Here is a 24,761-nt window from a genome sequence, read left to right on the forward strand (position 1 = left end):
ATTCTTTTGTTGACTATCATTTCACGAGTGCCCACACAGATTGCATGGTCAAATTGTTAAAGAACAATACTGATTGGTTAGCGGCTTAAGTTGCCGTGCTCCGTGTCAGTGAGGTCGCATTATAGAGAGTTCGATCTGGTTGGCAAGGGGCTATTTAAAAAAAAATGGCCAAAGCTGATAGTTCGAACAAAAAACAAACAAGGCTATCAAAAAGGCAGCTTAAAAGCTCTTAAAACGGTCTGCGAACGCCTCAACTTTTTGCCAATCGGTGTATTCGACCTCTTTGCTGGTGTCGGTTTCCCCACCGGTAATACGCATAATGAACTGAATCATCATCCGATCAAACCAACCATAACGAGGGTAACGCAACGCTCCTGCAAAAACAGCTTGCAGTTCAGGTTGCCAAGGTGAACGCCTGAGGAACGTCTTCATATATACACTTGTCTCTGGTGTATTCTTTCCTTCTTTACGTGCCGTAAGGTTCACACAGAAAAAACCAACCTTTGCTTGTTTCAGGGCAAGGAGGTTATTTTCTATAAATTTATATAGCTTTTTATTCAAATGCCCATAGCGGATAGAGGCGCCGATTAGGACGCGACTATAGTCGGCAAAGTTCACTGAGGTTATCGTATTCAGATCAACAAGCTCACATGCACAGCCTTCACCCAGGTTTTTTTCTATATATTTTAAAATCTTAACCGTTTGACCATCACTGCTGGAGTGAAGCAATAATACTTTTTCCATACCGTCCTCTACTAATTACGCCAAAACGTTGGAGTAAATAACACTAATAACGTAAAGACTTCTAAACGACCAAAGAGCATCGAGATAATGAGAACCCACTTAGCAGGGTCATTAACTTCGCCAAAATGCACTGCCACTTCACCAAGGCCTGGTCCTAGGTTATTCAACGTAGCGGCGACCGCAGAGAAGGCAGTAAGCTCATCGAGACCAGTGGCAATCAATGCCAGCATACAGATCACAAACACCAGAGCATAAGCTGAGAAAAATCCCCATACCGCATCGACAACACGTTGCGGCAGGGCTTTATTGCCAACCTTGATAGTATAAATTGCTCTCGGGTGAACCAACCGCTTAAGCTCCCTGACACCTTGTAATAACAACAAGAACATCCGGATCACCTTTATCCCCCCGCCCGTTGAGCCAGCACAACCGCCAACAAAAGAGGAAAACAGCAATAAGACCGGCAGAAACAGTGGCCATTCCGAGAATCCAGTGGTGGTAAAGCCAGCCGTGGTTGATATTGAGACAGTTTGGAACAGTGCCTGATCAAACGCATCGTGATACGAGTTATAGGAATGGTGTTTGAGCAACATTCCAAAGCAGATCAGAAACAATATTAATTGTGATGCAAAAAAGGCCCGAAACTCCGGGTCCCGCCAATAAGTACGCAGATGAATGCCGCCATTAGCGAACGCGGCAAAGTGCAATGAGAAATTACAGGCCGATATTAGCAGGAACACAACAGTGATCATGTTAATCGTTGGGCTATTAAAGTAGCCCATACTGGCATCATGAGTAGAAAAGCCCCCAATCGCCACGGTCGAAAAGCTATGTGCTATCGCATCAAACGCCGTCATACCTGCCAGCCAAAAGGCCAACGCACAGCTTATAGTCAAGGCGAGATAGATGTACCAGAGAGCCTTGGCAGTCTCGGCAATACGCGGGGTCATCTTGCTATCTTTAACCGGGCCAGGAATTTCCGCCCGATATAACTGCATCCCACCGATACCAAGTACAGGCAAGATGGCAACGGCCAAGACGATGATCCCCATGCCTCCGAACCATTGCAACATCTGGCGGTAAAATAAAATAGCCTTGGGAAGATAATCGAGCCCGACAATCACCGTAGCACCGGTTGTCGTCAGTGCCGAAAAGGATTCAAAAAAGGAGTCAGTCGTGGACAAGTCGGGGGTTTTGGCCAAAATAAAAGGTACCGCACCGGCACTGCCGATAACAGTCCAGAACAACACGACAATAAGGAAGCCATCCCTTGCCTTGAGCTCCCTGCGGTAATGCCTGTTTGGCACCCACAACAATGCACCACCGGCAAAAAGAAGAAAGAAAGTCACGACAAACGGCAAACCTGCACCGTCACGATAGATAAATGCCACCAACGCTGGCGCCAGCATGGTGACACTGAATAAGGCGAGCAATAGCCCGACAATCCTGATAATGGAACGAAATTGCATTGCCTATTAGGCTCTCATCTATATATTGAAAAAGTTAACAGAGCTACTCTGAACGGTCGACCGCACTCACCTGCCCACCGCTGCGGCTGAAGAGTGTCGCACTGAATGCCTCGACCTGACGGCGATCCAATTCAATCACCAGTGTGACCCGCTGCCCATAGTCAGCTTCGATCTGGCGGCCTAAGAATTCCGTGGCCAATGACTCCACCAGCGATACCTGATTATACCCGCAGCTGATCAGCAGTTCCGAAGTTATTAACTTTTCTTTGGTTTGCAGCACAGTTAAGGCTTGTTGAACACCCCCACCATAGGCTTTAACCAAGCCACCAGTCCCCAACTTTATACCGCCAGAATAGCGGGTAACAACGGCGGTGATCTCCCCGATGCCTGATCCAGCCAGTTGAGCAAGGATAGGTTTACCGGCTGTTCCCGATGGTTCCCCATCATCACTGAATCCCCACTTCATCGAATCTTCAGGCCGCCCAGCGACAAAAGCCCAACAATTGTGTCTAGCATCATGGTGCTGGTTTTTGATGTGCTGGACGAATGCCTTGGCTGCCTTCACATTTGGGGTATGTGCCAAATAAGTAATAAAGCGGCTTTTTTTAATTTCTTCTTCGAAGGTCGCACTACTTGCCGGGATCAGGTAAGGCTCACTGACGGTCATATCCTGCCGCATTTCTCTGTTATAGGTGGAATATCTCAGGATACCACAACCTCGGTAGTTGCTGTAATTTGTCCACGGGGCTGCACATAGACACGAATGTTAGTCGATTCTTCAAACCGATCGCTCCTTCGATTGAAATACGTCCGCAGCACTGTGCTCACAGATAGTCCCATTTACGATTAACAAACCGCTCAACACTACAAATTAATAACAACATAATAAAAATCTTAGGCGCACCCCAAAAACAACTACCCACTTGATATAAAAAACAAAAAAACCTTATCCGCCCACACACTCCTGATCGATTGAACCTCTTACCAACCACAAAAGTTAAACAAATGTTTAAAATAAGTATTGTAATAGTTGCACAACAGGTTCAGACTATAATTTAACCTACTGACAGGTCAAACCAGTTAAATCAAATTCGGCACAGACCGGAACTCATGGAGATAGAAGATGATTTACCAAGGTGAAACCCTATCCGCTCGCTATCTGGAAGATGGCATCGCCGAGCTCAACCTCAATGCTCCCGGCGCAATCAACAAGTTCGATCTAAAAACCCTTGAAAGCTTCAATGAAGCCCTTAATGCGCTCTACCATCAGAGCGACCTCAAGGGCCTATTGATCACTTCAAGCAAAGACGCGTTTGTCGTCGGGGCTGATATCACTGAATTTCTCGGCTTATTTACTAAGCCGGTAGAGGAGTTGTCACAGTGGGTAACCCATGCCAACGACATCTTCAATAAATTGGAAGACTTATCGGTTCCAACCCTGTCAGCCGTCAATGGCCATGCTCTGGGCGGGGGGTGTGAGTGTATTCTGGCCACCGATCTACGCTTGGCCGATAGCAAAGCCCGCATCGGTTTGCCAGAAACCAAACTCGGTATCATGCCTGGCTTTGGTGGCACCGTTCGCCTGCCCCGCCTGATCGGTGCTGACTCCGCCATGGAGATCATCACTGCCGGTAAAGACAAAAAAGCCCTCGATGCTCTTAAGCTAGGTCTTGTCGATGGCGTTGTCGAACCCGAGCAATTACATTCTGCAGCACTGGCCATGCTAAAAGACGCTATTGCCGGTAAGCTAGATTGGCAATCACGCCGCGCCCAGAAAAAAGCACCACTGACTCTTAACAAAATCGAAGCGACCATGAGCTTTACCATGGCCAAAGGCATGGTTGCACAAGTCGCCGGACCACATTACCCGGCGCCAATGGCTGCCGTAAAGGCCATCGAGGAAGCAGCAAGGTGCCAACGAGACGAAGCACTGGCGATTGAAAGCAAACATTTTGTCACCTTGGCTAAAACCGATGTCGCCAAATCGCTGGTTGGGATCTTCCTTAACGACCAGTACATCAAGGGGCAAGCAAAAAAAGCGGCTAAAGCCGGACAACCGACCAGCAAGGCAATGGTGCTAGGTGCCGGGATTATGGGTGGTGGCATAGCCTACCAATCGGCGCTTAAAGGCGTACCAGTACTGATGAAAGACATCAGCGATGCGTCCCTTGATCTTGGTATGGGAGAGGCCGCTAAACTACTGAACAAGCAGCTCGAACGCGGGCGTATTGATGGCCTAGGCATGGCGAAAGTTCTTAGCGGGATCACTCCAAGCCTACACTACGCCGGTGCAGAAGAGACCGACATAGTGGTTGAAGCCGTGGTCGAAAACCCCAAAATCAAAGCGGCAGTACTTAGTGAAGTCGAAGGCTTGGTGGGTGAAAATACCGTAATAACCTCTAATACTTCGACGATCCCTATCAACTTACTCGCCAAGTCACTAAAACACCCAGAGAAGTTCTGTGGGATGCATTTCTTCAATCCAGTGCACCGCATGCCTTTGGTCGAGATTATCCGCGGTGAACAGACCTCTGACGAAACCATCAACCGAGTTGTCGCCTATGCTGCCAAGATGGGTAAATCCCCTATTGTGGTAAACGACTGCCCGGGGTTCTTCGTCAACCGTGTGCTGTTCCCTTACTTCGCTGGCTTTAGCCTACTGTTACGCGACGGGGCCAACTTCCAGCAAATCGACAAAGTGATGGAAAAACAATTTGGCTGGCCAATGGGTCCTGCCTATCTCTTGGATGTAGTCGGTATTGATACTGCGCACCATGCTCAGGCCGTGATGGCCGAAGGCTTCCCTGCGCGAATGGGCAAAGACTACAAAGATGGCGTCGATGTGATGTTCGAAAATGGCCGCTACGGTCAAAAGAGTGGCCAAGGATTCTATGCTTACAGCACCGATCGCAAAGGCAAACCAAAGAAAACGGCCGATCCGGATGTTACTAAGCTGCTTGCGCCGGTTTCGGGCAGTGCCAGTCAGTATGATGCCGAGGCAATCATTGCCCGGATGATGATTCCAATGATTAACGAAGTGGTTCGCTGCCTAGAGGAAGGGATCATTGCCAGCCCGGCTGAAGCCGATATGGCTCTGGTGTACGGCTTGGGCTTTCCCCCATTCCGTGGTGGTGTATTCCGTTACCTAGACACCCTTGGCCTGGCCAACTACGTCCAGCTGGCAGATAGCTATGCTCACCTTGGCGCCGTTTACGAAGTACCGGCTGGGCTGCGTGAGAAAGCCGCCCAAGACGGCCGTTACTACCCTGTACCGAGCAACGCGTGATCATGGCTTAAGGATGAGGAATTAAAAATGAATAACGTTGTAATCGTTGATTGTATCCGGACACCGATGGGGCGCTCAAAAGGCGGAGCCTACCGCCATGTCCGCGCAGAAGACTTGTCAGCTCACCTAATGAAAGGACTACTAGCACGCAACCCGCAAATTGATCCGGGTAGTATTGAAGATATCTACTGGGGCTGTGTCCAGCAGACACTGGAGCAAGGTTTCAATATTGGCCGCAACGCCGCTCTACTCGCTGGGATCCCTCACACCGTTGGCGCAACAACCGTCAACCGTCTATGCGGCTCCTCTATGCAGGCGCTACATGATGCAGCCCGTGCGATCATGGTTGGCGATGCCGATACCTGTATCATCGGTGGGGTCGAGCACATGGGCCACGTCCCAATGAACCACGGAGTCGACTTCCATCCCGGAATGTCAAAGTCCGTCGCAAAGGCGGCAGGAATGATGGGGCTGACGGCAGAAATGCTGGGGCGTATGCACGGTATCAACAGGGAAATGCAGGATGCCTTTGCTGCCCGCTCCCACCAGCGTGCCCATGCCGCCACGATAGAAGGTCGGTTTGCCAGCGAGATCCTTCCGACTGAAGGCCATGATGTCGATGGCCGCCTGACACTGTTGACCCAGGATGAGGTGATCCGCCCAGAGACCACAGCTGAGTCCCTAGCCACACTACGTCCGGTGTTCGATCCGGTCAACGGCACTGTTACCGCTGGCTCTTCTTCTGCTTTATCTGATGGGGCTTCGGCCATGATGGTGATGAGCGAGGATAAAGCCAAGGCGTTGGGGCTGACGATCCGTGCCCGAGTCAAAGCTATGGCAATTGCAGGCTGCGATCCTTCCATTATGGGTTATGGGCCGGTCCCGGCCAGTCAAAAAGCACTCAAGCGTGCAGGACTGACTATCGATGATATTGGCATGGTAGAACTCAATGAAGCCTTTGCCGCCCAGTCTTTGCCATGTGCCAAAGATCTCGGGCTGCTGGATGTAGTAGAAGAAAAGGTCAACCTCAATGGTGGTGCCATCGCCCTCGGTCACCCACTCGGATGCTCCGGTGCCCGTATTTCAACCACTCTCATCAACCTAATGGAACATCAAGATGTTCAGTTTGGTCTTGCGACCATGTGTATCGGCTTAGGTCAGGGAATCGCTACCGTCTTCGAACGGGTTGAGTAAGTTCCTGTAATTATTAACAAGCCCGCATTTGCGGGCTTTTTTTGATCTATACCCACTATGCGTAATAAACATAGATAAAATGATTAACTTTCATTTTATTCATAGTTATTTCAGGTCTACACTCATAGCCAATTAAGACGCTGGTATAATTTGGAGCATCCCAATGTTTAAGGCACTAGTTCTAAACCAAGAAGAGAAAAAAACCATCGCAACTATCGAGCAGTTGGACGACAGCCATCTTCCTGAAGGTGATGTTCTGATTGATGTCGATTACTCTTCCCTGAACTACAAAGACGGCTTGGCCATCACAGGTAAAGGTAAAATCATCCGTAACTTCCCTATGGTGCCGGGTATTGACCTTGCTGGTACTGTCGTCAGCTCTGAAGATAACCGCTACCAGACCGGCGACAAAGTGGTTCTGACTGGCTGGGGTGTGGGTGAAAACCATTGGGGCGGTATGGCACAACGTGCTCGCCTAAAAGCTGATTGGCTGGTTCCACTACCAACAGGTTTTGACAGCAAGAAAGCGATGATGGTAGGGACCGCTGGTTTCACCGCCATGCTATGTGTACAAGCGCTACTCGATGCCGATGTTAAACCTGAATCAGGTGAAATTCTGGTAACCGGTGCCAGTGGTGGTGTCGGCTCAGTCGCTGTTACTCTACTCGCACAGCTAGGCTACAAAGTGGCAGCAGTAACCGGCCGTGTTGAGCAGAACGGTCCGCTACTAGAGAAATTAGGTGCGAGCCGCATTATTGACCGCACTGAATTCGAAGAACCAGCCCGTCCGCTTGAAAAGCAAATTTGGGCAGGTGCCGTCGATACGGTAGGTAGCAAGGTATTAGCGAAAGTACTGGCACAGATGGACTACAACAGCGCAGTTGCAGCATGTGGTCTAGCAGGCGGTTTTGATCTGCCAACAACAGTTATGCCATTTATCTTGCGTAATGTCCGCCTGCAGGGTATTGACTCGGTAATGTGTCCAACAGAAAAGCGTATCGCGGCTTGGGAGAAATTGGTTGAATTACTGCCAGAAAGTTTCTATCAGCAAGCCTGTACCGAAGTTGAACTCGACGAAGCGCCTAAATATGCTGACGATATTACCAACGGTCAAGTAACCGGTCGTGTTGTGATCAAGCTGTAATTTGCCACGACAATATCACAAGCAAAAGCCGGGATTAGTCCCGGCTTTTTTGTGCCTGTTTGTTTGTAATTTCAGCCCAGCCCCATGTCATCAATTCGCTTGGCGATCAAACGGCTGCACTCTTCTTTAACAATCGCCCGCAACCACTCCTGGGCAGGCGAATGCTCACAGCGAGGGTGCCAGATCATTGAATAATCAAACGGCGTAAAGGCAAACGGCAAAGGTTTCACTGCCAAGTCATAACGTTCAGCAACCAAATAGGCCAAATCGGCCGGGACAGTAATGATCAGCGGCATGGTATCGACAATAGCCAAAGCTGCCTCAAGGTGGTACGCCCGCAATACCATTTTGCGTTTGGGCAGCCCCACCAAGGATTGCTCTATCAATGCCTTCACTCCATCACTGATCGCAATCATCGCATGGGGATACGCCAGGTAATCCGTCAAACTCATGTCTTTATCAGCCAACGGATGCTGCTTCGAGAGCAGGCACAACACACCGACCCGGCCGAGTATTTCGCTGCGCAACGGTTCAACGGGTCCGGTCGGTCGGCATATGGCCAAGTCTGCCCCTTCATAGGTCAGTTGATCCGCCAACCGGTCATGCTGCAGCGGCAAGAACTCGAACGACACCTCCGGTGCCTCCTCGTAAATCCGCGGCAAAGCAAACGGCAAAATGGTCTGCATGGCGTAGTCCGTTGTCGCGATAGTAAAGGTTTGATCGCAGCAACGCGGATCGAACTCAATCGGAGAGAGTAACTGCCGCAGAGACTCCAGCGGATCACCCAATGCCCGATCAAACTCCAATGCCTTTTCGGTCGGGATCAAATGCTGGCCCTGTCGGGTAAACAGCGGATCACCCAATAAATCACGTAACCGGCCCAACACTCGGCTCATTGCCGATTGACTGAGATTCAAACGGCTTGCGGCCTTGCTGACACTGCTTTCTTCTATAAGTACCCGCAACGCCACCAGCAAATTCAAATCACGGCGATAGATGTCTTCTAATTCCACAATGCGCTACCTTGGGAGGAGGTTTGGTATTATTCTATCGTGCAGATAAAAAAAATCCCGCTATTAAAGCGGGGAAGCCCAAGAAAACTGGGGGAGTGTAGTAGATGTGTGATATTAGCTTTCTTCTTCCTCAAGCTCGGGAGAATTGGTGAGCTCGAGCCAAAGTCCTAGCGCGGCGGCAATCAAACCGCTAAGCGCCATAAAGCTGGTGTTATCGGGCGCACGTAGCATCAGTGAGCAAAATGTAATGAAGCACAGTACGCTGTAGATAGTCAGGCGATCCATTTGAGTCAACATAGCTCCTCCTAATCCTTCAGAAGACAAACGTTAACGACCTGTTAAATAAGTTACACATTTTACTTTGATTTGCCAAGCCTTATTGATTAATTCTTGCCCGTAAGTATGATCACGGTCTTCAACAGAAGATATAGATGCTATGACTGCTATTTTTGACAATCCCACCCACAGCTTGGAAGCAGAAGGACTTCGCTGCCCTGAGCCGGTGATGATGGTGCGTAAAACCGTAAGGAAAATGGCCGAAGGCGATACCCTGCTCGTTACTGCCGATGACCCCTCAACAACAAGGGATATTCCAAGTTTTTGCCGATTTATGGATCACACCTTGATCGCAGCCGAAACGGAAAGCCTGCCTTACCGTTATCTGATCAGAAAAGGCACCAACTAACCCCCCAATCAAAAAAGGCAGCTCGATGAGCTGCCTTTTTACTATTTGGGTACCTGCTAGTCGCTAGTCATCATTTCGATAAGAGTCACGCAATTGTCGGTTGGCCTTCTCAAGCTCATGACGCAAATCGCGGATCTCCTTTTTCATCGGTAACACATAGCGCAAACGCACCAACGCATCCACCGATAGGTAAGTCGTCACAATTGCCCCGACAACCATAGGTAACCACATATCTGTCAGCACCATCCCAAGAATATTCAGCGCCAACGCGAAATGGAACAACCAGAATTGACTCTGGGGTGATATTGCAAGAAAACGGTTCATAACCCCCTCCTGTACAGCGACAACCGTCCATAAATTCTGGTTTCAACATATCACGCTAACCTTCCCGGCTCTGCTGCCATGCTCACACTTTAAGCCCTTGTTATTAATGAGTCATATGGGCTTGTGAATTGGGCTAAAGAACCTATCAGTTTCACGTGAAACACAGCGTCTGAAATTACAGCCCCAGCGCAGCCGCCACAGCCAAACCGAAGAACAGAGATGCTGTAATTTTGCGAATAAGGCCTAACGGCATACGCTCTGCAGACAGTTTACCGATCAACACCACCGGCACATTCGCCAACAACATACCTATGGTCGTTCCCAGTACAACCCACACCAGAGCATCGCTGTATTTGGCTCCCAGCATGGTGGTCGCCACTTGCGTTTTGTCACCAATTTCAGCAATAAAGAACGCAATAAAGCTGGCTACGAACGGGCCACGGTTCGACACGGCTTCGTCGTCATCCAATTTATCGGGGATCAGAATCCAACCGGCCATGGCGACAAAGCTCACCACCAAGACCCACTTAAGCACTTCAGGGGTTAGATAATCCGCCACTACAACACCGAGCCAGGCAGCCAAGGCATGGTTGGCAATAGTGGCAAAGAAGATCGCTAAAATGATAGGAATAGGTTTACGGTAACGACTGGCCAACAGCAATGACAACAATTGGGTTTTATCGCCAATTTCCGCCAAGGCAACAGAAGTAATAGAAATAGCTAAAACACTCACGACATGCTCTTTGGGGCGAGGATAGTAATAAAAAACCACGGGTAAACGCACACGCCCCACCCCGGTTCATGCTGGTTTACCGATGGTCTCGCCAAACTCACTAGTAGGATAAACGTGAGTCACAAACGCCATGAAGATTTTGCTTCAATTATGTTGACGATTGTCTTGTCAGGACAAGAGGCTACTCCCCAAAGGAGCGGCAATTCTACACACAGCCCCCCGCGATAGCAAGGTACAAAAAAAGAGCCCCATGGGCTCCTTTTAACCAATCAAGGTAATAAATTAACCTTGCGGTGATAGAACGATCTCTACACGGCGGTTTTGTGCACGGCCTTGCTCGTTATCATTCGACGCGATCGGATGCGACTCACCCATACCTTTAGTCACTAGACGGTTACTTGCGACACCGCCGCGTAGTAGCTCGTTACTGACTTCGCTAGCTCGCACCTGTGAAAGGCGAAGGTTGTAAGAGGCTGCACCAGTGCTATCGGTAAAACCATACACGTTGAGCATGGTCTCATTATATTCTTTAGCCACTAACGCCACACTGGACAACGCCTGTTTAGCCTGACCACTTAATGCCGTATCATCGATACCGAAGGTGATCGTATTTGGCATATTGAGCACGATATTATCGCCATCACGGGTGACACTGATACCCGTTGATTGCAATTGTTTACGTAGTTCAGCTTCCTGCACGTCCATGTAGTAACCAATGCCACCACCCAGCGCAGCACCAGAGGCAGCACCGATCAAGGCGCCTTTGCCACGGTCACTCTTACTCGAAGATGCCACACCGATCGCCGCACCAGCAACAGCACCAATGATAGAACCACTGGTCGCTTTTGCCGTTTGCTCTTCACCGGAATACGGGTTGGTTGTAGAACACCCTGTCGCAACCACAGCCGTTGCCGTAGCAAACACCAAGTTACGAATCCATTTGCTAGACTTAGCGCAATTTGTCAAATCCATATTGTTTACCTTATGTCTTCTCGGCTCTAAGCCGATGTCTTTGTGTGCAACGTCTTTGGCAACCCAAAGCTGTTTCATTGGCGAACGTATTGTATCTGTCTACCAACAGTAGATATCAGAACAATGTCAAAAATCCCCATGCCCTACCAGAGCAGACACATTAATTTAAGCAAATTAAACAAAGATGACCAAAAAACATGCACTAGCCCTACTAGCCTAGGGGATGGCGAGGTATACTGGATAGTTACTAAAAATCTCTCAATCCATTAATCACGCGAAGCTGACAATGCAGAAATACGATATTAAAACCTTTCAGGGCATGATCCTCGCGCTGCAGGATTACTGGGGCCAACAAGGTTGTACTATTGTGCAACCTCTGGACATGGAAGTAGGTGCAGGTACCTCTCACCCAATGACATGTCTTCGTGCTCTGGGTCCAGAACCAATTGCAGCGGCGTATGTTCAACCATCTCGCCGTCCGACCGACGGTCGCTACGGCGAAAACCCAAACCGCCTTCAGCACTACTACCAGTTCCAGGTGATCATCAAACCATCACCAGACAACATCCAGGAGCTATACCTGGGTTCGCTGGAAGCACTGGGCATCGACACCAAAGTGCACGACATCCGCTTTGTAGAAGATAACTGGGAAAACCCAACATTGGGAGCCTGGGGTCTTGGCTGGGAAGTATGGCTAAACGGTATGGAAGTCACCCAGTTTACTTACTTCCAGCAAGTCGGTGGTCTTGAGTGTAAGCCGGTGACCGGTGAGATCACTTACGGTATCGAGCGCCTGGCCATGTACATTCAGGGCGTTGACTCTGTGTACGATTTGGTATGGACCGACGGCCCGCTAGGTAAAGTTACCTACGGTGACATTTTCCACCAGAACGAAGTGGAACAGTCTACTTACAACTTCGAACACGCTGATGTTGATTTCCTTTTCACCTTCTTCGACCAGTGCGAAAAAGAGTGTAAAGAACTGCTTGCGCTTGAGACGCCACTGTCGCTTCCAGCGTACGAGCGAATTCTGAAAGCCGGTCATGCCTTCAACCTTCTGGATGCGCGTAAAGCCATCTCGGTTACCGAACGCCAGCGCTACATCCTGCGTATCCGTAATCTGACCAAGCAGGTTGCAGAAGCCTACTACGCATCTCGTGAAGCCCTAGGCTTCCCTATGTGTAAAACAAACAAGTAAGGATACGGCATGAGCGATATGAATTTCCTGATTGAACTCGGTACCGAAGAGCTACCACCAACGGCTCTGCGTACCCTTGCCGAAGCATTTGCAACGAACTTCGAAGCAGAACTTCAAACGGCTGACCTTGCTCATCAAGGTGTAAAGTGGTTTGCGGCTCCTCGCCGTCTGGCATTGAAAGTCTCTGCGCTTGCTGCTGGTCAGCAGGACAAAATTGTCGAGAAGCGTGGTCCAGCTGTTGCTGCCGCATTCGATGCTGACGGTAACCCGACCAAGGCAGCTCAAGGCTGGGCTCGCGGTAATGGTATCAGCGTTGATCAAGCAGAACGTCTGAAAACAGACAAAGGCGAATGGCTACTTTACAAGCAAGAAGTCAAAGGTAAGCCAGCTCAAGAACTGCTGTGTGATCTCGCAGCTGCAGCCCTAGCTAAGCTACCGATCCCTAAGCCAATGCGCTGGGGCGACAAAGAAACGCAGTTTATCCGTCCGGTGAAAACACTGACCATGCTACTGGGTGAAGAGCTGATCCCGGGTACCATTCTGGGTGTTGAGTCTGACCGTGTGATCCGTGGTCACCGATTCATGGGTGAAGCCGAGTTTACTATCGACAATGCCGATCAATACCCAACTCTGCTTGAAGAGCGCGGTATGGTAATGGCTGACTACGAAGCACGTAAAGCGATCATCCTTGAAGGTGCCAAGAAAGCGGCTGAGGAAGTTGGCGGTATTGCCGACCTTGAAGATGAACTGGTTGAAGAAGTGACTTCTCTGGTTGAATGGCCAGTCGTACTGACAGCCTCATTCGAGCAGGACTTTTTGAATGTACCTTCTGAAGCCTTGGTTTACACCATGAAAGGTGATCAGAAATACTTCCCAGTCTACGATGCTGATGGCAATCTGCTGCCGAAGTTTATCTTCGTATCTAACATCATCTCGAATGACCCAAGCCAGATCATAAGTGGTAATGAAAAAGTGGTTCGCCCTCGCCTGGCGGATGCGGAGTTCTTCTTCAACACTGACCGTAAGCGCCCGTTGATCGAACGCCTATCTGAGCTAGACGGTGTATTGTTCCAGAAACAACTTGGTTCACTACGTGACAAGACAGATCGTATTACCGCCCTGGCTGGCTACATTGCCCAGCAAATCGGTGGGGATGTCGAGCATGCTGAACGTGCAGGCCTGCTGTCTAAGTGTGACTTGATGACCTCTATGGTATTTGAGTTCACCGACACCCAGGGTGTGATGGGCATGCACTATGCCCGCCACGACGGTGAAGCGGAAGAAGTCGCGGTTGCATTGAATGAACAGTACATGCCTCGCTTTGCCGGCGATGACCTACCAAGCAGTGATGTCTCTGCTGCCGTTGCAATGGCTGATAAGCTAGATACCTTAGTGGGTATCTTCGGTATCGGTCAGGCGCCGAAAGGGAGTGATCCGTTCGCCCTTCGTCGTGCCGCATTGGGTATCCTACGCATCATCGTAGAGAAGGGTTACAACCTTGACCTTATCGATCTGATTGGCAAAGCGCGTGAGCTACTGGCTGACAAACTGACCAACCAAAACGTTGAAGAAGAAGTTATCGACTTCATGCTTGGCCGTTTCCGTGCTTGGTACCAAGACGAAGGCCACAGTGTTGATGTTATCCAGGCAGTATTGGCACGTCGCCCAACCCAGCCTGCTGACTTCGACAAGCGTGTTAAAGCCGTTAGCCACTTCCGCGCACTAGATGCCGCAGAATCACTGGCTGCAGCAAACAAGCGTGTCGGTAATATCCTAGCGAAGTTCGATGGTGAGCTGTCAGCTGAAATCAACCGCGAGCTATTGGTTGAAGATGCAGAAAAAGCGTTGGCAGAGAACGTTGAAACCATGCTGGCTTCACTATCACCTGTCTTTGACAACGGTGACTACCAGCAAGCGCTATCTGAGCTAGCTACCCTACGCGAAGCCGTAGATGCTTTCTTCGATAACGTTATGGTTATGGCTGATGATGAGCAGCTGAAAGTGAACCGCCTAACGATGCTTAACCTGCTTCGTAACGAGTTCCTGAAAGTCGCCGATATTTCGCTTCTGCAGAAATAATTACGTATTAGCCAACACCGACACTGAAGCCCCAGTTTATACTGGGGTTTTTTTATGCCAGCCATCAAGCCCCCCTCCGGCGTCCTGACCCCTATCTTCACCCCGAGCAGACATCGCCAGATCTTTCGCCCCGAAATCTCATCTCTGTTTCACGTGAAACATTCTCCCAAAGAAACATCACACGAAGTTTAAAGCCTCGGTGTCACGTGAAACAAACAGCCAATCAAAAGACCATACTCGCGCCCACTACACTTTATAAGTCACTTGATACCACAACGATAATAAGAGCTAAATTCTGGTAAAAAAATCAGCAGCTACAAAGGGTTTAATAAACTGCTTTGTTGAGGTATGTTGACGAACAGTACAACATTAACCATAACCATATTGAGCAATATAAATACAGCACACCGAGGTCAGATGTAAAGATGGAGTTTTCTATATTTGGTGACAAGTTCGCCCGCTACTCAGGTATCACTCAATTGATGGATGATTTGAACGACGGATTACGTAACCCCGATGCCATCATGCTCGGCGGCGGTAACCCAGCCCAGATCCCTGAAATGGTAGAGTACTTCAATCAACTGTGCAGCCAAATGGCGACCACAGGAGAGCTTACTCAAGCACTGACCAACTACGACGGCCCGCAAGGCAAGAATGTCTTCATCAACACCCTCGCCAAGCTACTTAGCTCACGCTATGGCTGGGACATCAGCGCCAAGAATATTGCCCTGACCAACGGTAGCCAAAGTGCCTTCTTCAACTTGTTCAATCTGCTTGCTGGTAAATTCGAGAACGGTAAAAAGAAAATAATCTTATTGCCACTGGCGCCGGAATACATCGGTTACGGTGACTCCGGCCTGAGTGATGATATGTTTATTTCATACAAACCGGAAATCAGCCTGCTTGATAACGGATTGTTCAAATACCATGTCGACTTCAACCACTTGGTGGTCGATGACAGTATTGGGGCTATCTGTGCCTCACGTCCAACCAACCCTACAGGCAATGTCCTGACCGATGAAGAAATCCGCCACCTGGATCAGTTAGCCCGCGAGCATGACATTCCACTGATCATCGACAACGCCTATGGTATGCCATTTCCAGATATCATCTTTGAAGATGTTACCCCGCTTTGGAATGACAACACTATCTTGTGTATGAGTCTGTCCAAACTTGGGTTGCCCGGTGTTCGCTGCGGTATTGTCATTGCCAAGGAGGAGATAGCAACGGCCATTGCCAATATGAACGGAGTACTCAGCCTCGCACCCGGTAGTGTTGGTCCTGCACTTGTCTACAAAATGATTGAACAAAACGATTTGATGCGCCTCAGCGAAGACGTTATAAAACCTTTCTACTTGCGTAAATCTAAGCATGCCGTAGAAATGTTGCAGCAGGCCATCACCGATCCAAGGTTCCGGATCCACAAGCCCGAAGGGGCTATGTTCCTGTGGCTGTGGTTCAAAGATTTACCCATCAATACCATGGAACTATACCGCCGGCTCAAGGCCCGTGGTGTGCTGATTGTACCTGGCGAGTACTTCTTTATTGGTCTTGACGAAGATTGGCAACATGGCCATGAGTGCCTGCGTATGAATTATGTTCAAGAGGATGATGTGATGCGCAGGGGCATCGATATCATTGCAGAGGAAGTAGAAAAGGCCTACCTACACAAGTAATAGGCATAGCCCCTCACCTAATTAGGAACGCTCACCCAAACAGGCTACAGAGTAGCCTGTTTTTATTTGTCCGTCCGTACAAAACAGACCGAGCCATAAAATCCCCCCACTGGCTTCCGTCATCTTCTCCACAAGCTATTGCCTACGTACAAACTTTGGTTGATGAGAGATAACAGGCTCGATGCCAACAGAGTTTCACGTGAAACATGGAAAGGCTGGTTCGCTACCAATTTAATACAGGATAAGTTGTCACTGACAAGGAATACAAAAAAGGCCAGCCTCCTGGCTGACCTTTCACTACTCTATCAGTTAATCAGGACAAATCCCGATCACTCACTTTCTAGCAGACGACTGCCATTAATGGCAATCTTGCGAGGCTTCTGCTCTTCAGGGATCTCACGTTCGAGGTCAATATGAAGCAGGCCATTTTCCATTTCGGCACCAACGACTTTTACGTAGTCGGCCAACTGGAATTTACGCTCAAAGTCGCGCTCAGCGATACCTTGATATAGATACTGGCGCTCAGTCTCGCCAGTGGCTTCACGGGTACCACGGACAATCAGTTTATTTTGTTGCTGGGTGATATCCAGATGCTCATCGGCAAAGCCGGCCACTGCCATAGTAATGCGGTAATGGTTCTCGTCTTGTTGCTCAATGTTATACGGAGGATAGCCAGCGTTGGCATTCGGTGCTGATTTTTCCATTTGGTTGAACAGACGATCAAAGCCGATTGCAGAGCGGTATAGAGGAGTGAAATCTAGGTTTCGCATAGGGTTTATCCTTCTTTAGAAGCAATATAATTTACGATTGAATTGTCGAAGTGGCTTTCCTTCTGCGGACAAGCCGGTTGCAGGCCCAACCTGTGGCACCGTGCTCTTCATTAATAGATATAGGGGCGGCTAAATCTCATTCCAACCCCTGTCGCAAAAATTATTTTCGTCTCCTATCCACCTCGCCTAAACACTAACCTTGAACGCATAACGGCCACTATATGCATCACAACCTGAGTTCCAAAAAAAACGCCGCACGAATGTGCGGCGTTTTCAATCTTGCTCTTGCAAGTGGATATCAATAATTAAATGTTAAATATCCAGGTTTGCATTCAGGGCGTTGGCTTCAATAAAGTTACGACGAGGCTCAACATGATCCCCCATCAACGTCGTAAACAGCTCATCAGCAGCAACCGCATCGTTGATGTTGACCTGCATCATACGGCGGGTTTCAGGATCCATCGTTGTTTCCCACAACTGATCTGGGTTCATCTCACCCAGACCTTTGTATCGCTGTAGAGAAAGACCACGGCGTGACTCTTTGATCAGCCAGTCTAGCGCTTCTTTGAAGCTGGTTATCGGCTGCTTGCGTTCACCACGCTGAACATAAGCAGACTCGTCAAGTAGCTCAAACAACGCTTCAGATAAATCCGCTAGCTTTCTGTACTCTTTCGAATTAATCAGATCAGCACTTAACAAGTATTCATGTTCAACACCATGGGTACGAACGATGACTTTAGGTAACCACAGGCTGCTTTCCTCATCACGCACAACCTCGAAGCTGTACTGGCTCTCACCAGACTGCTTAGCATTCAGTGCAAGGATCAGTGCTTTCACCCAACCTTCCACGTCGCTTTCGCTGTTAAGCATATCGGCTGACAAACGCGGTTGGTAGATAAACTCATTGAGCATCAGTGTCGGGTAGCGACGGCTCATGCGCTCAACCAGCTTGGCCGCACCATTGAATTGCTTAACCAAGCTCTCCAGAGCTTCACCAGAAATCGCAGGTGCATCTTCTGAAGTAAACAGTGCTGCGTTGTCCAATGCCAAGGCCACCTGGTACTGGCCCATGTCTTCGTCATCCTGGATATATTGCTCTTGTTTACCTTTCTTCACTTTGTACAGTGGTGGCTGGGCAATATAGATGTGGCCACGCTCGATAAGCTCAGGCATTTGACGGTAAAAGAACGTCAGCAATAGCGTGCGGATGTGGGAACCATCGACATCGGCATCGGTCATGATGATGATGTTGTGGTAACGCAGTTTATCCGGGTTGTACTCGTCACGGCCGATACCACAGCCCATTGCAGTGATAAGCGTTGCAACTTCCTGAGAAGACAGCATCTTATCGAAGCGTGCTTTCTCAACGTTCAGGATCTTACCTTTCAGCGGCAGGATAGCCTGGTTCTTACGGTTACGACCCTGCTTGGCACTACCGCCTGCAGAGTCACCCTCCACTATGTATAGTTCAGAGAGTGCTGGATCTTTTTCCTGACAATCGGCTAGTTTGCCCGGCAGGCCGGCAAGATCTAGCGCGCCTTTTCGGCGAGTCATTTCGCGCGCTTTACGCGCCGCTTCACGTGCACGGGAAGCATCGATAATCTTAGAACAAACGGTCTTAGCATCCGATGGGTTTTCTAGCAGGAATTCACTCAGCTTCTCACCCATGGTTGATTCAACGGCCGGCTTAACTTCACTCGATACCAGCTTGTCTTTAGTCTGGCTTGAGAATTTAGGATCCGGCACTTTCACTGACACAACCGCCGTCAGGCCTTCACGGGCATCATCACCCGACGTTGCTGTCTTGGCTTTCTTCGAATAGCCTTCTTTATCCATGAAGTTATTCAGAGTACGGGTCAATGCACCCCGGAAACCAGCCAGGTGGGTACCGCCATCACGCTGTGGGATGTTATTGGTGAAACAGTAAATATTTTCCTGGAAGCCATCATTCCACTGCATCGCCACTTCAACACCGATACCGTCTTCACGGGTGAAATCGAAGTGGAAGACTTTCGGGTGGATAGGCGTTTTATTGCGGTTCAAGTGCTCAACAAAAGCACGGATACCACCTTCGTACATGAAGTGATCTTGCTTGTCTTCTTCACGTTCGTCGATCAGTCGGATAGACACACCAGAGTTCAAGAACGACAGTTCACGTAGGCGCTTGGCAAGAATCTCATAGTGAAATTCGATGTTAGTGAAGGTTTCAGCACTCGGCCAGAAACGGATGCGAGTACCGGTTTTATCAGTATCAGCAATCACACCCAAAGGCGCTTCAGGCTCACCATGACGGTAAACCTGCTGGTGTACAGAACCACCGCGGTTAATCGTCAGCTCCACTTTCTCAGATAAGGCATTCACCACTGATACACCTACCCCGTGCAGACCACCGGATACCTTGTAGGAGTTGTCATCAAACTTACCACCAGCGTGAAGTACCGTCATGATAACTTCCGCTGCCGACACGCCTTCTTCAGGGTGCAATTCCGTCGGGATACCACGACCATCATCACTGACAGATACAGATCCATCTTCGTGGATGGTGACAATGATATCTTCACAGTGGCCAGCAAGAGCTTCATCGATAGAGTTATCGACTACCTCAAATACCATGTGGTGCAAGCCTGTACCGTCATCGGTATCGCCAATATACATCCCTGGGCGCTTACGTACCGCATCAAGGCCCTTAAGTACCTTGATACTTGATGAATCGTAGTTGTTGGACATTGAGTTACTCTCGCTTAAATTATCCTGCGGTTATTTTACCGTGTTCCACATGAAACATCTTACCATTTTCATCATGCATTTCCGCTATTTGCTCAATGCTGATTGCACTGATAAAAACTTGCGCTCCGGTCTCTTTCAACCGCTGCGCCAACAGTGCCCGACGATGGCTATCCAGCTCGGAAGCAAAATCATCAATTAAATATATACACTGCTTTCCCGTTGCTTCGGTCAGGTGCAATCCTTGCGCAAGGCGCAAAGCACACATCATCAGCTTGAGCTGACCTCGGGAAAGCACATCCTCTACTGGGGTGCCGGCCACTTTCACCCGCAAGTCCGCCTTGTGCGGCCCGCTGGCGGTGTAACCCAACTGGCTATCCCGTTCGAAATTACGCTGAAGTAATTCAGCATAGGGGGTGTCTTTTTCCCAACCCCGGTAATACCCGAGTTGGATATCAAATTCAGGCAAAAAGACTGCACAGATCTCTTTGGCTTTTAACTTTACCGCCTCGAGATAATCATGGCGCCATTGCGAAATCTGTTCAGCCAAGACACTGAGCTCCTGATCCCAGTAGCTCAACTCGCGATAATGCCGTGCGGTTTTGAGCAAGGCATTACGTTGTTTGGTCAGTCGTTTCACTCGCGCCCAAGCATGAAAGAACTGTGGTTCCACGTGAAACACACCCCAATCAATGAAAGAGCGGCGGAACTTCGGCCCACCAATTAATAAGTCAAAGCCTTCCGGCGTGATCAGTTGCAAGGGGAGCAACTGGGCGAGCTGAGCCAGTTTCTGACTCCCTTCCCCACCGACTTTGAGCTCGGTGGTGCCATCGCGCTTTTTGTTGATCCCAACAGGCATTTCGATAGCCGAAAACGACTTCAGCCGACCATGAACAAACAGCTCCTGCTGTTCATGGCGGATCACCCGGCCTGTCAGGTGGCTACGGAAAGAGCGGCCATGGCCGAGAAAGTGGATCGCTTCCAAAACACTGGTCTTGCCGCTGCCATTGGCCCCGACAAGAAAGTTGAAGCCTGGTGACAACGACAAGTCACAGGCTTCAATATTTCGAAAATCTTTAACGATCAGACGTGTTAACGACATGACCCTACAGCCTAATTGGCATCACCACGTACATGGCATCACCGTTGGCACTGTCTTCCAACAAGGCACTGGCATTGGCATCGGTCAGCGACCAGCGTACCTGCTCACACTTGAGGGTGTTGAGCACATCCAATACGTAGCTGACGTTGAAACCAATTTCGAGAGCTTCACCCTGGTAGTCGACATCCAAAAATTCTTCGGCTTCTTCCTGCTCAGGGTTATTGGCAGTAATGCGCATCTCGCCCGGAGAAAGATTCACTCTCACGCCACGGAACTTTTCATTCGACAAAATGGCGGCACGAGAGAAAGCTTTGCGCAATTCGTCACAGCTCGCTTCAACGACTTTATTGCTGTTCTGCGGCATCACGCGGCGATAATCAGGGAAACGACCGTCAACCAATTTGGAAGTAAAAATGTAACTATTCACTTCGGCACGGATATTGGATTGACCAATTTGCAGGCGGACCTCATCTTCAGGGCTATCGAGCAGACGCATCAACTCCATCACCCCTTTGCGCGGGACAATGATTTGCTTGGCTGGCAGGACGTCATTAGTTGCGACCGCACACACCGCCATTCGGTGACCATCGGTAGCAACCGAACGCAATTGCTGACCATCGGTTTCAAACAGCATACCGTTCAGGTAGTAACGCACATCCTGGTGGGCCATCGAAAACTGAGTGCTGTCGATAAGCTGGCGCATCTGACCTTGAGGAAGCGTAATTTCAACATCACTCTGCCAATCTTCGATATTCGGAAAATCTGCCGCTGGCAGCACTGACAGCGTATAGCGGCTACGGCCAGAGCGGATAATCGCGCGATCCCCTTCAAGAGAGATAGCGATATTAGCGCTATCAGGCAGGCCACGGCAAATATCAAGGAACTTGCGCGATGGAACTGTTACAGCCCCTTCTTCAACATCGCCTTCCAAAGCCAACTTGGCAATCATCTCGACTTCAAGGTCGGTACCAGTCATCGACAGGCAACCCTGTTCGACAACCAACAGAATATTGCCCAGAATCGGCAATGAAGGTCGGCTACCCAACGCACCAGAGACCTGCTGCAAGGGTTTTAATAGCTGTTCGCGTGCAACTGTAAATTTCATATTAAGATGACAGTGTTCTTATTAGGTTAGAATAATCTTCTTTGATGTCATGGCTTTCCTCACGCAGCTGCTCTATTTTGCGGCACGCGTGCAGCACCGTTGTATGATCCCGTCCACCGAAAGCATCGCCGATCTCCGGCAAGCTGTGGTTGGTCAACTCTTTTGCCAGTGCCATCGCCATCTGGCGCGGGCGGGCAACCGAACGGGATCGGCGCTTGGATAGCATATCAGCCATCTTAATCTTATAGTACTCAGCCACGGTCTTTTGAATATTATCGATCGTGACTAACTTTTCCTGCAAGGCGAGCAAATCTCGCAGCGCCTCACGGACAAAATCAATCGTAATGGCACGGCCAGTAAAGTTGGCATTGGCGATCACCCGGTTCAGAGCCCCTTCTAACTCACGGACATTAGAACGCAGACGCTTGGCTATAAAGAACGCTACTTCATCGGCCAAACGGATATTGTGATCTTCAGCCTTCTTCATCAGGATAGCAACACGGGTTTCCAACTCCGGCGGCTCAATAGCCACCGTCAGGCCCCAGCCAAAGCGCGATTTAAGGCGGTCCTCTACCCCGTTTATTTCACGAGGATAACGGTCAGACGTCAGGATGATCTGCTGGTTGCCTTCCAGTAGCGCATTAAAGGTGTGGAAGAATTCTTCCTGCGAGCGCTCCTTGTTGGCAAAGAACTGGATATCATCGATCAATAGCGCATCGACGCTGCGGTAGTAGCGCTTAAACTCTTCGATGGCATTGTTCTGCAGTGCCTTGACCATATCCTGAACAAAACGCTCGGAGTGCATATACACCACTTTGGCATTGGGCTTGCGATCGGCAATAGCATTACCCACCGCGTGCAACAAGTGGGTTTTACCCAGACCGGTTCCACCATAGAGGAATAACGGGTTATACGCAGCCCCCGGGTTATCGGCCACCTGTCGACAAGCGGCCAACCCCAGCTGATTGGATTTACCCTCAACAAAATTGTTGAAATTATGCTTAGGGTTCACGTTGGAGCGGTAACCAGACTGCGACTCGGGCTGCACCGGCGACGGCGCAGGCTCCCAGGTACGCGAAGGTGTATCGTCTACAGCTCTCGGTGTCGGTGCCGCTACGACAGCAGCAGGCGCCGGTGCCAGAGTCGGCGGTGGCGAAACACGCTGTGGTGACGGCGCGATAACACGACGGCTACCCACCTCAAACCGCAGGATCGGCAAATCGTTACCGCAGAACTCATTGAGCAGACGGTTGATGTTGTTGAGGTACTTATCGCGGACCCAATCCAGCACGAAGCGGTTGGGCGCAAACAAGGTCAACGTATTGTCGCTCAACTCGGCTTGAAGCGGTCGAACCCACATACTGAATTCTGTTGCAGGGAGTTCTTCTTGAAGGCGTTGAAGGCACTGCAACCAAAGCGAAGATGACAAGCTCGACTCCACACTGAATAACTAAACACGAAAAGGGATGCAATTTTATACCTGCTGGCTCAGGATCGCCAGCAAAGAGATCGCAGATCAAGTGAATAAGATCTGACTTATTCACATGGATCGCACAATTATACTCGCGATCACCACAATTTTACCCCTGCTTACCCACAAATCTATAAACATTGCCCGCTCACAGTCATTACTGAGGGTTATTTAAAATAACTCCAAGTTATTTAAAGAAACCTATTATTAACAGATAGGATAATTCCAACAGAACATCATCACAGCAACCTGAGGAGTAAACAGGATGAAAAGCTGGGTAACAACTTCATTGACTGCAATCGCCCTAACTTTATCGGTTAGCCAAACCGCGATGGCAGCCACCGATGTAAAAGTAGGGATGTCAGGACGCTATTTCCCTTTTACCTTTGTCAAGCAAGATCAGCTACAAGGCTTTGAGGTCGATCTATGGAACGAGATCGGCAAACGCAATGACTACAACGTCGAATTTGTTACCGCTAACTTCTCCGGTTTGTTCGGATTGCTGGAAACAGGTCGCATCGATACGATTTCCAACCAAATCACCATGACCGATGAGCGCAAGGCCAAATACCTGTTCTCACAGCCTTATGTCGTCGATGGGGCACAGTTGGTCGTACGCAAAGGCAATGACACCATCGCAGGCACAGCTGATTTATCTGGCAAGACCGTCGGGGTTAATCTGGGCTCAAACTACGAGCAGCTTCTACGCAAGCTTGATGTTGATGGCAATATCAATATCAAAACCTACGACACCGGCATCGAACACGATGTTGCCCTTGGCCGTACTGATGCCTTCGTGATGGATCGCCTGTCGTCGCTCGAGCTGATCAAAAAAGCCAAGCTGCCACTGGAATTGGCCGGTGAACCGTTCGAGACCATCGAGAATGCCTGGCCATTCGTACAAAACGAGAAAGGTGAAAAACTGCGTGACGAAGTCAACGTAGCAATCGATGCAATGCGCAAAGACGGTACCCTATCCGAGATATCCATCAAGTGGTTTGATGCCGACATCACCCACTAATAACACCTGCTATTCTTCATAATCACAAGGCTCACCTTCGGGTGGGTCTTT

General features: G+C 49.5%; 21 protein-coding genes and 1 riboswitch. Of the genes, 8 read left to right on the forward strand and 13 right to left on the reverse strand.

What is annotated here, in order from left to right:
- Positions 1–219 precede the first annotated feature (219 nt).
- The 3 genes from hemG to ACVA53_RS15525 are packed head-to-tail and all read right to left on the reverse strand — an operon-like array spanning position 220 to position 2,880.
- Positions 220–744, reverse strand: a complete 525-nt coding sequence (hemG, locus tag ACVA53_RS15515) for a menaquinone-dependent protoporphyrinogen IX dehydrogenase (RefSeq protein WP_446505583.1) — start codon at positions 742–744, stop codon at positions 220–222.
- An 11-nt stretch (positions 745–755) separates the two neighbouring features.
- On the reverse strand, positions 756–2,213 hold the full coding sequence (locus ACVA53_RS15520) for a TrkH family potassium uptake protein (RefSeq protein ID WP_255045416.1): 1,458 nt from the start codon (positions 2,211–2,213) through the stop codon (positions 756–758).
- A gap of 43 nt (positions 2,214–2,256) precedes the next feature.
- Positions 2,257–2,880: a YigZ family protein gene (locus tag ACVA53_RS15525; protein WP_446505584.1), complete on the reverse strand. Its 624-nt coding sequence runs from the start codon at positions 2,878–2,880 to the stop codon at positions 2,257–2,259.
- A 456-nt stretch (positions 2,881–3,336) separates the two neighbouring features.
- On the opposite strand from ACVA53_RS15525, the gene fadB reads away from it, so the two are divergent.
- The 3 genes from fadB to acuI all read left to right on the forward strand — a co-directional run bounded on the left by fadB (position 3,337) and on the right by acuI (position 7,837).
- Positions 3,337–5,499: a fatty acid oxidation complex subunit alpha FadB gene (fadB, locus tag ACVA53_RS15530; RefSeq protein WP_255045413.1), complete on the forward strand. Its 2,163-nt coding sequence runs from the start codon at positions 3,337–3,339 to the stop codon at positions 5,497–5,499.
- A 27-nt stretch (positions 5,500–5,526) separates the two neighbouring features.
- Positions 5,527–6,693 (forward strand): acetyl-CoA C-acyltransferase FadA, encoded by a 1,167-nt coding sequence (gene fadA / locus ACVA53_RS15535; RefSeq protein WP_255045412.1) that lies wholly within the window; start codon positions 5,527–5,529, stop codon positions 6,691–6,693.
- 163 nt (positions 6,694–6,856) lie between these two features.
- A complete protein-coding gene (acuI, locus tag ACVA53_RS15540) occupies positions 6,857–7,837 on the forward strand; it encodes an acrylyl-CoA reductase (NADPH) (protein WP_255042787.1) in 981 nt (326 codons plus the stop codon).
- A gap of 71 nt (positions 7,838–7,908) precedes the next feature.
- Here the strand turns inward: acuI and ACVA53_RS15545 are convergent, their stop codons facing one another.
- Together ACVA53_RS15545 and ACVA53_RS15550 are read right to left on the reverse strand one after the other, a co-directional pair.
- The gene (locus tag ACVA53_RS15545) at positions 7,909–8,850 is read right to left on the reverse strand and encodes a LysR family transcriptional regulator (protein WP_255042788.1); all 942 of its coding nucleotides are present in this window, start codon (positions 8,848–8,850) and stop codon (positions 7,909–7,911) included.
- A gap of 114 nt (positions 8,851–8,964) precedes the next feature.
- Positions 8,965–9,147, reverse strand: coding sequence for a hypothetical protein (locus tag ACVA53_RS15550; RefSeq protein WP_255042790.1), 183 nt, complete (start codon positions 9,145–9,147; stop codon positions 8,965–8,967).
- A 139-nt stretch (positions 9,148–9,286) separates the two neighbouring features.
- Between ACVA53_RS15550 and tusA the strand changes: the two genes are divergently transcribed.
- The gene (gene tusA / locus ACVA53_RS15555; protein ID WP_255042792.1) at positions 9,287–9,535 is read left to right on the forward strand and encodes a sulfurtransferase TusA; all 249 of its coding nucleotides are present in this window, start codon (positions 9,287–9,289) and stop codon (positions 9,533–9,535) included.
- A gap of 63 nt (positions 9,536–9,598) precedes the next feature.
- Here the strand turns inward: tusA and ACVA53_RS15560 are convergent, their stop codons facing one another.
- The 3 genes from ACVA53_RS15560 to ACVA53_RS15570 form a co-directional block, all read right to left on the reverse strand.
- A complete protein-coding gene (locus tag ACVA53_RS15560; protein WP_255042793.1) occupies positions 9,599–9,859 on the reverse strand; it encodes a hypothetical protein in 261 nt (86 codons plus the stop codon).
- A 175-nt stretch (positions 9,860–10,034) separates the two neighbouring features.
- The gene (locus ACVA53_RS15565; protein WP_255042794.1) at positions 10,035–10,592 is read right to left on the reverse strand and encodes a TMEM165/GDT1 family protein; all 558 of its coding nucleotides are present in this window, start codon (positions 10,590–10,592) and stop codon (positions 10,035–10,037) included.
- Positions 10,593–10,685: 93 nt separating this feature from the next.
- Positions 10,686–10,787, reverse strand: a riboswitch (yybP-ykoY riboswitch).
- Between the two features lie 87 nt (positions 10,788–10,874).
- Entirely contained in the window at positions 10,875–11,564 is a 690-nt protein-coding gene (locus ACVA53_RS15570) for an OmpA family protein (protein WP_255042795.1), read from the reverse strand.
- A gap of 286 nt (positions 11,565–11,850) precedes the next feature.
- Between ACVA53_RS15570 and glyQ the strand changes: the two genes are divergently transcribed.
- The 3 genes from glyQ (at position 11,851) to ACVA53_RS15585 (ending at position 16,517) form a co-directional block, all read left to right on the forward strand.
- Positions 11,851–12,762, forward strand: coding sequence for a glycine--tRNA ligase subunit alpha (gene glyQ / locus ACVA53_RS15575; RefSeq protein ID WP_255042796.1), 912 nt, complete (start codon positions 11,851–11,853; stop codon positions 12,760–12,762).
- Between the two features lie 9 nt (positions 12,763–12,771).
- Complete coding sequence (gene glyS / locus ACVA53_RS15580; RefSeq protein WP_446505585.1) at positions 12,772–14,841, forward strand: glycine--tRNA ligase subunit beta; 2,070 nt, start codon at positions 12,772–12,774, stop codon at positions 14,839–14,841.
- Positions 14,842–15,266: 425 nt separating this feature from the next.
- Complete coding sequence (locus ACVA53_RS15585; RefSeq protein WP_446505586.1) at positions 15,267–16,517, forward strand: valine--pyruvate transaminase; 1,251 nt, start codon at positions 15,267–15,269, stop codon at positions 16,515–16,517.
- 329 nt (positions 16,518–16,846) lie between these two features.
- Here ACVA53_RS15585 and ibpA read toward each other — a convergent pair whose 3' ends face one another.
- The 5 genes from ibpA to dnaA form a co-directional block, all read right to left on the reverse strand.
- The gene (gene ibpA / locus ACVA53_RS15590; protein ID WP_255042799.1) at positions 16,847–17,287 is read right to left on the reverse strand and encodes a small heat shock chaperone IbpA; all 441 of its coding nucleotides are present in this window, start codon (positions 17,285–17,287) and stop codon (positions 16,847–16,849) included.
- 312 nt (positions 17,288–17,599) lie between these two features.
- Positions 17,600–20,014: a DNA topoisomerase (ATP-hydrolyzing) subunit B gene (gene gyrB / locus ACVA53_RS15595; RefSeq protein WP_446505587.1), complete on the reverse strand. Its 2,415-nt coding sequence runs from the start codon at positions 20,012–20,014 to the stop codon at positions 17,600–17,602.
- Positions 20,015–20,033: 19 nt separating this feature from the next.
- Positions 20,034–21,113, reverse strand: coding sequence for a DNA replication/repair protein RecF (recF, locus tag ACVA53_RS15600; RefSeq protein ID WP_255042801.1), 1,080 nt, complete (start codon positions 21,111–21,113; stop codon positions 20,034–20,036).
- Positions 21,114–21,117: 4 nt separating this feature from the next.
- Positions 21,118–22,218 carry a DNA polymerase III subunit beta gene (gene dnaN / locus ACVA53_RS15605; protein WP_255042805.1) on the reverse strand — a complete coding sequence of 367 codons (1,101 nt, stop codon included), beginning with the start codon at positions 22,216–22,218 and terminating at the stop codon, positions 21,118–21,120.
- Between the two features lies 1 nt (position 22,219).
- Positions 22,220–23,647 carry a chromosomal replication initiator protein DnaA gene (gene dnaA / locus ACVA53_RS15610; protein WP_255042806.1) on the reverse strand — a complete coding sequence of 476 codons (1,428 nt, stop codon included), beginning with the start codon at positions 23,645–23,647 and terminating at the stop codon, positions 22,220–22,222.
- A 307-nt stretch (positions 23,648–23,954) separates the two neighbouring features.
- Between dnaA and ACVA53_RS15615 the strand changes: the two genes are divergently transcribed.
- Entirely contained in the window at positions 23,955–24,710 is a 756-nt protein-coding gene (locus tag ACVA53_RS15615) for an amino acid ABC transporter substrate-binding protein (protein ID WP_255042808.1), read from the forward strand.
- The last annotated feature ends 51 nt before the right edge of the window (positions 24,711–24,761 follow it).

The sequence above is a fragment of the Photobacterium sp. DNB23_23_1 genome, assembly GCF_052873815.1.

Coding starts and splice junctions, on each gene's coding strand:
- hemG (WP_446505583.1), bottom strand. CDS start 744: ATGGAAAAAGTATTATTGCTTCACTCCAGCAGTGATGGTCAAACGGTT.
- ACVA53_RS15520 (WP_255045416.1), bottom strand. CDS start 2,213: ATGCAATTTCGTTCCATTATCAGGATTGTCGGGCTATTGCTCGCCTTA.
- ACVA53_RS15525 (WP_446505584.1), bottom strand. CDS start 2,880: ATGACCGTCAGTGAGCCTTACCTGATCCCGGCAAGTAGTGCGACCTTC.
- fadB (WP_255045413.1), top strand. CDS start 3,337: ATGATTTACCAAGGTGAAACCCTATCCGCTCGCTATCTGGAAGATGGC.
- fadA (WP_255045412.1), top strand. CDS start 5,527: ATGAATAACGTTGTAATCGTTGATTGTATCCGGACACCGATGGGGCGC.
- acuI (WP_255042787.1), top strand. CDS start 6,857: ATGTTTAAGGCACTAGTTCTAAACCAAGAAGAGAAAAAAACCATCGCA.
- ACVA53_RS15550 (WP_255042790.1), bottom strand. CDS start 9,147: ATGTTGACTCAAATGGATCGCCTGACTATCTACAGCGTACTGTGCTTC.
- tusA (WP_255042792.1), top strand. CDS start 9,287: ATGACTGCTATTTTTGACAATCCCACCCACAGCTTGGAAGCAGAAGGA.
- ACVA53_RS15560 (WP_255042793.1), bottom strand. CDS start 9,859: ATGAACCGTTTTCTTGCAATATCACCCCAGAGTCAATTCTGGTTGTTC.
- ACVA53_RS15570 (WP_255042795.1), bottom strand. CDS start 11,564: ATGGATTTGACAAATTGCGCTAAGTCTAGCAAATGGATTCGTAACTTG.
- glyQ (WP_255042796.1), top strand. CDS start 11,851: ATGCAGAAATACGATATTAAAACCTTTCAGGGCATGATCCTCGCGCTG.
- glyS (WP_446505585.1), top strand. CDS start 12,772: ATGAGCGATATGAATTTCCTGATTGAACTCGGTACCGAAGAGCTACCA.
- ACVA53_RS15585 (WP_446505586.1), top strand. CDS start 15,267: ATGGAGTTTTCTATATTTGGTGACAAGTTCGCCCGCTACTCAGGTATC.
- ibpA (WP_255042799.1), bottom strand. CDS start 17,287: ATGCGAAACCTAGATTTCACTCCTCTATACCGCTCTGCAATCGGCTTT.
- gyrB (WP_446505587.1), bottom strand. CDS start 20,014: ATGTCCAACAACTACGATTCATCAAGTATCAAGGTACTTAAGGGCCTT.
- recF (WP_255042801.1), bottom strand. CDS start 21,113: ATGTCGTTAACACGTCTGATCGTTAAAGATTTTCGAAATATTGAAGCC.
- dnaN (WP_255042805.1), bottom strand. CDS start 22,218: ATGAAATTTACAGTTGCACGCGAACAGCTATTAAAACCCTTGCAGCAG.
- ACVA53_RS15615 (WP_255042808.1), top strand. CDS start 23,955: ATGAAAAGCTGGGTAACAACTTCATTGACTGCAATCGCCCTAACTTTA.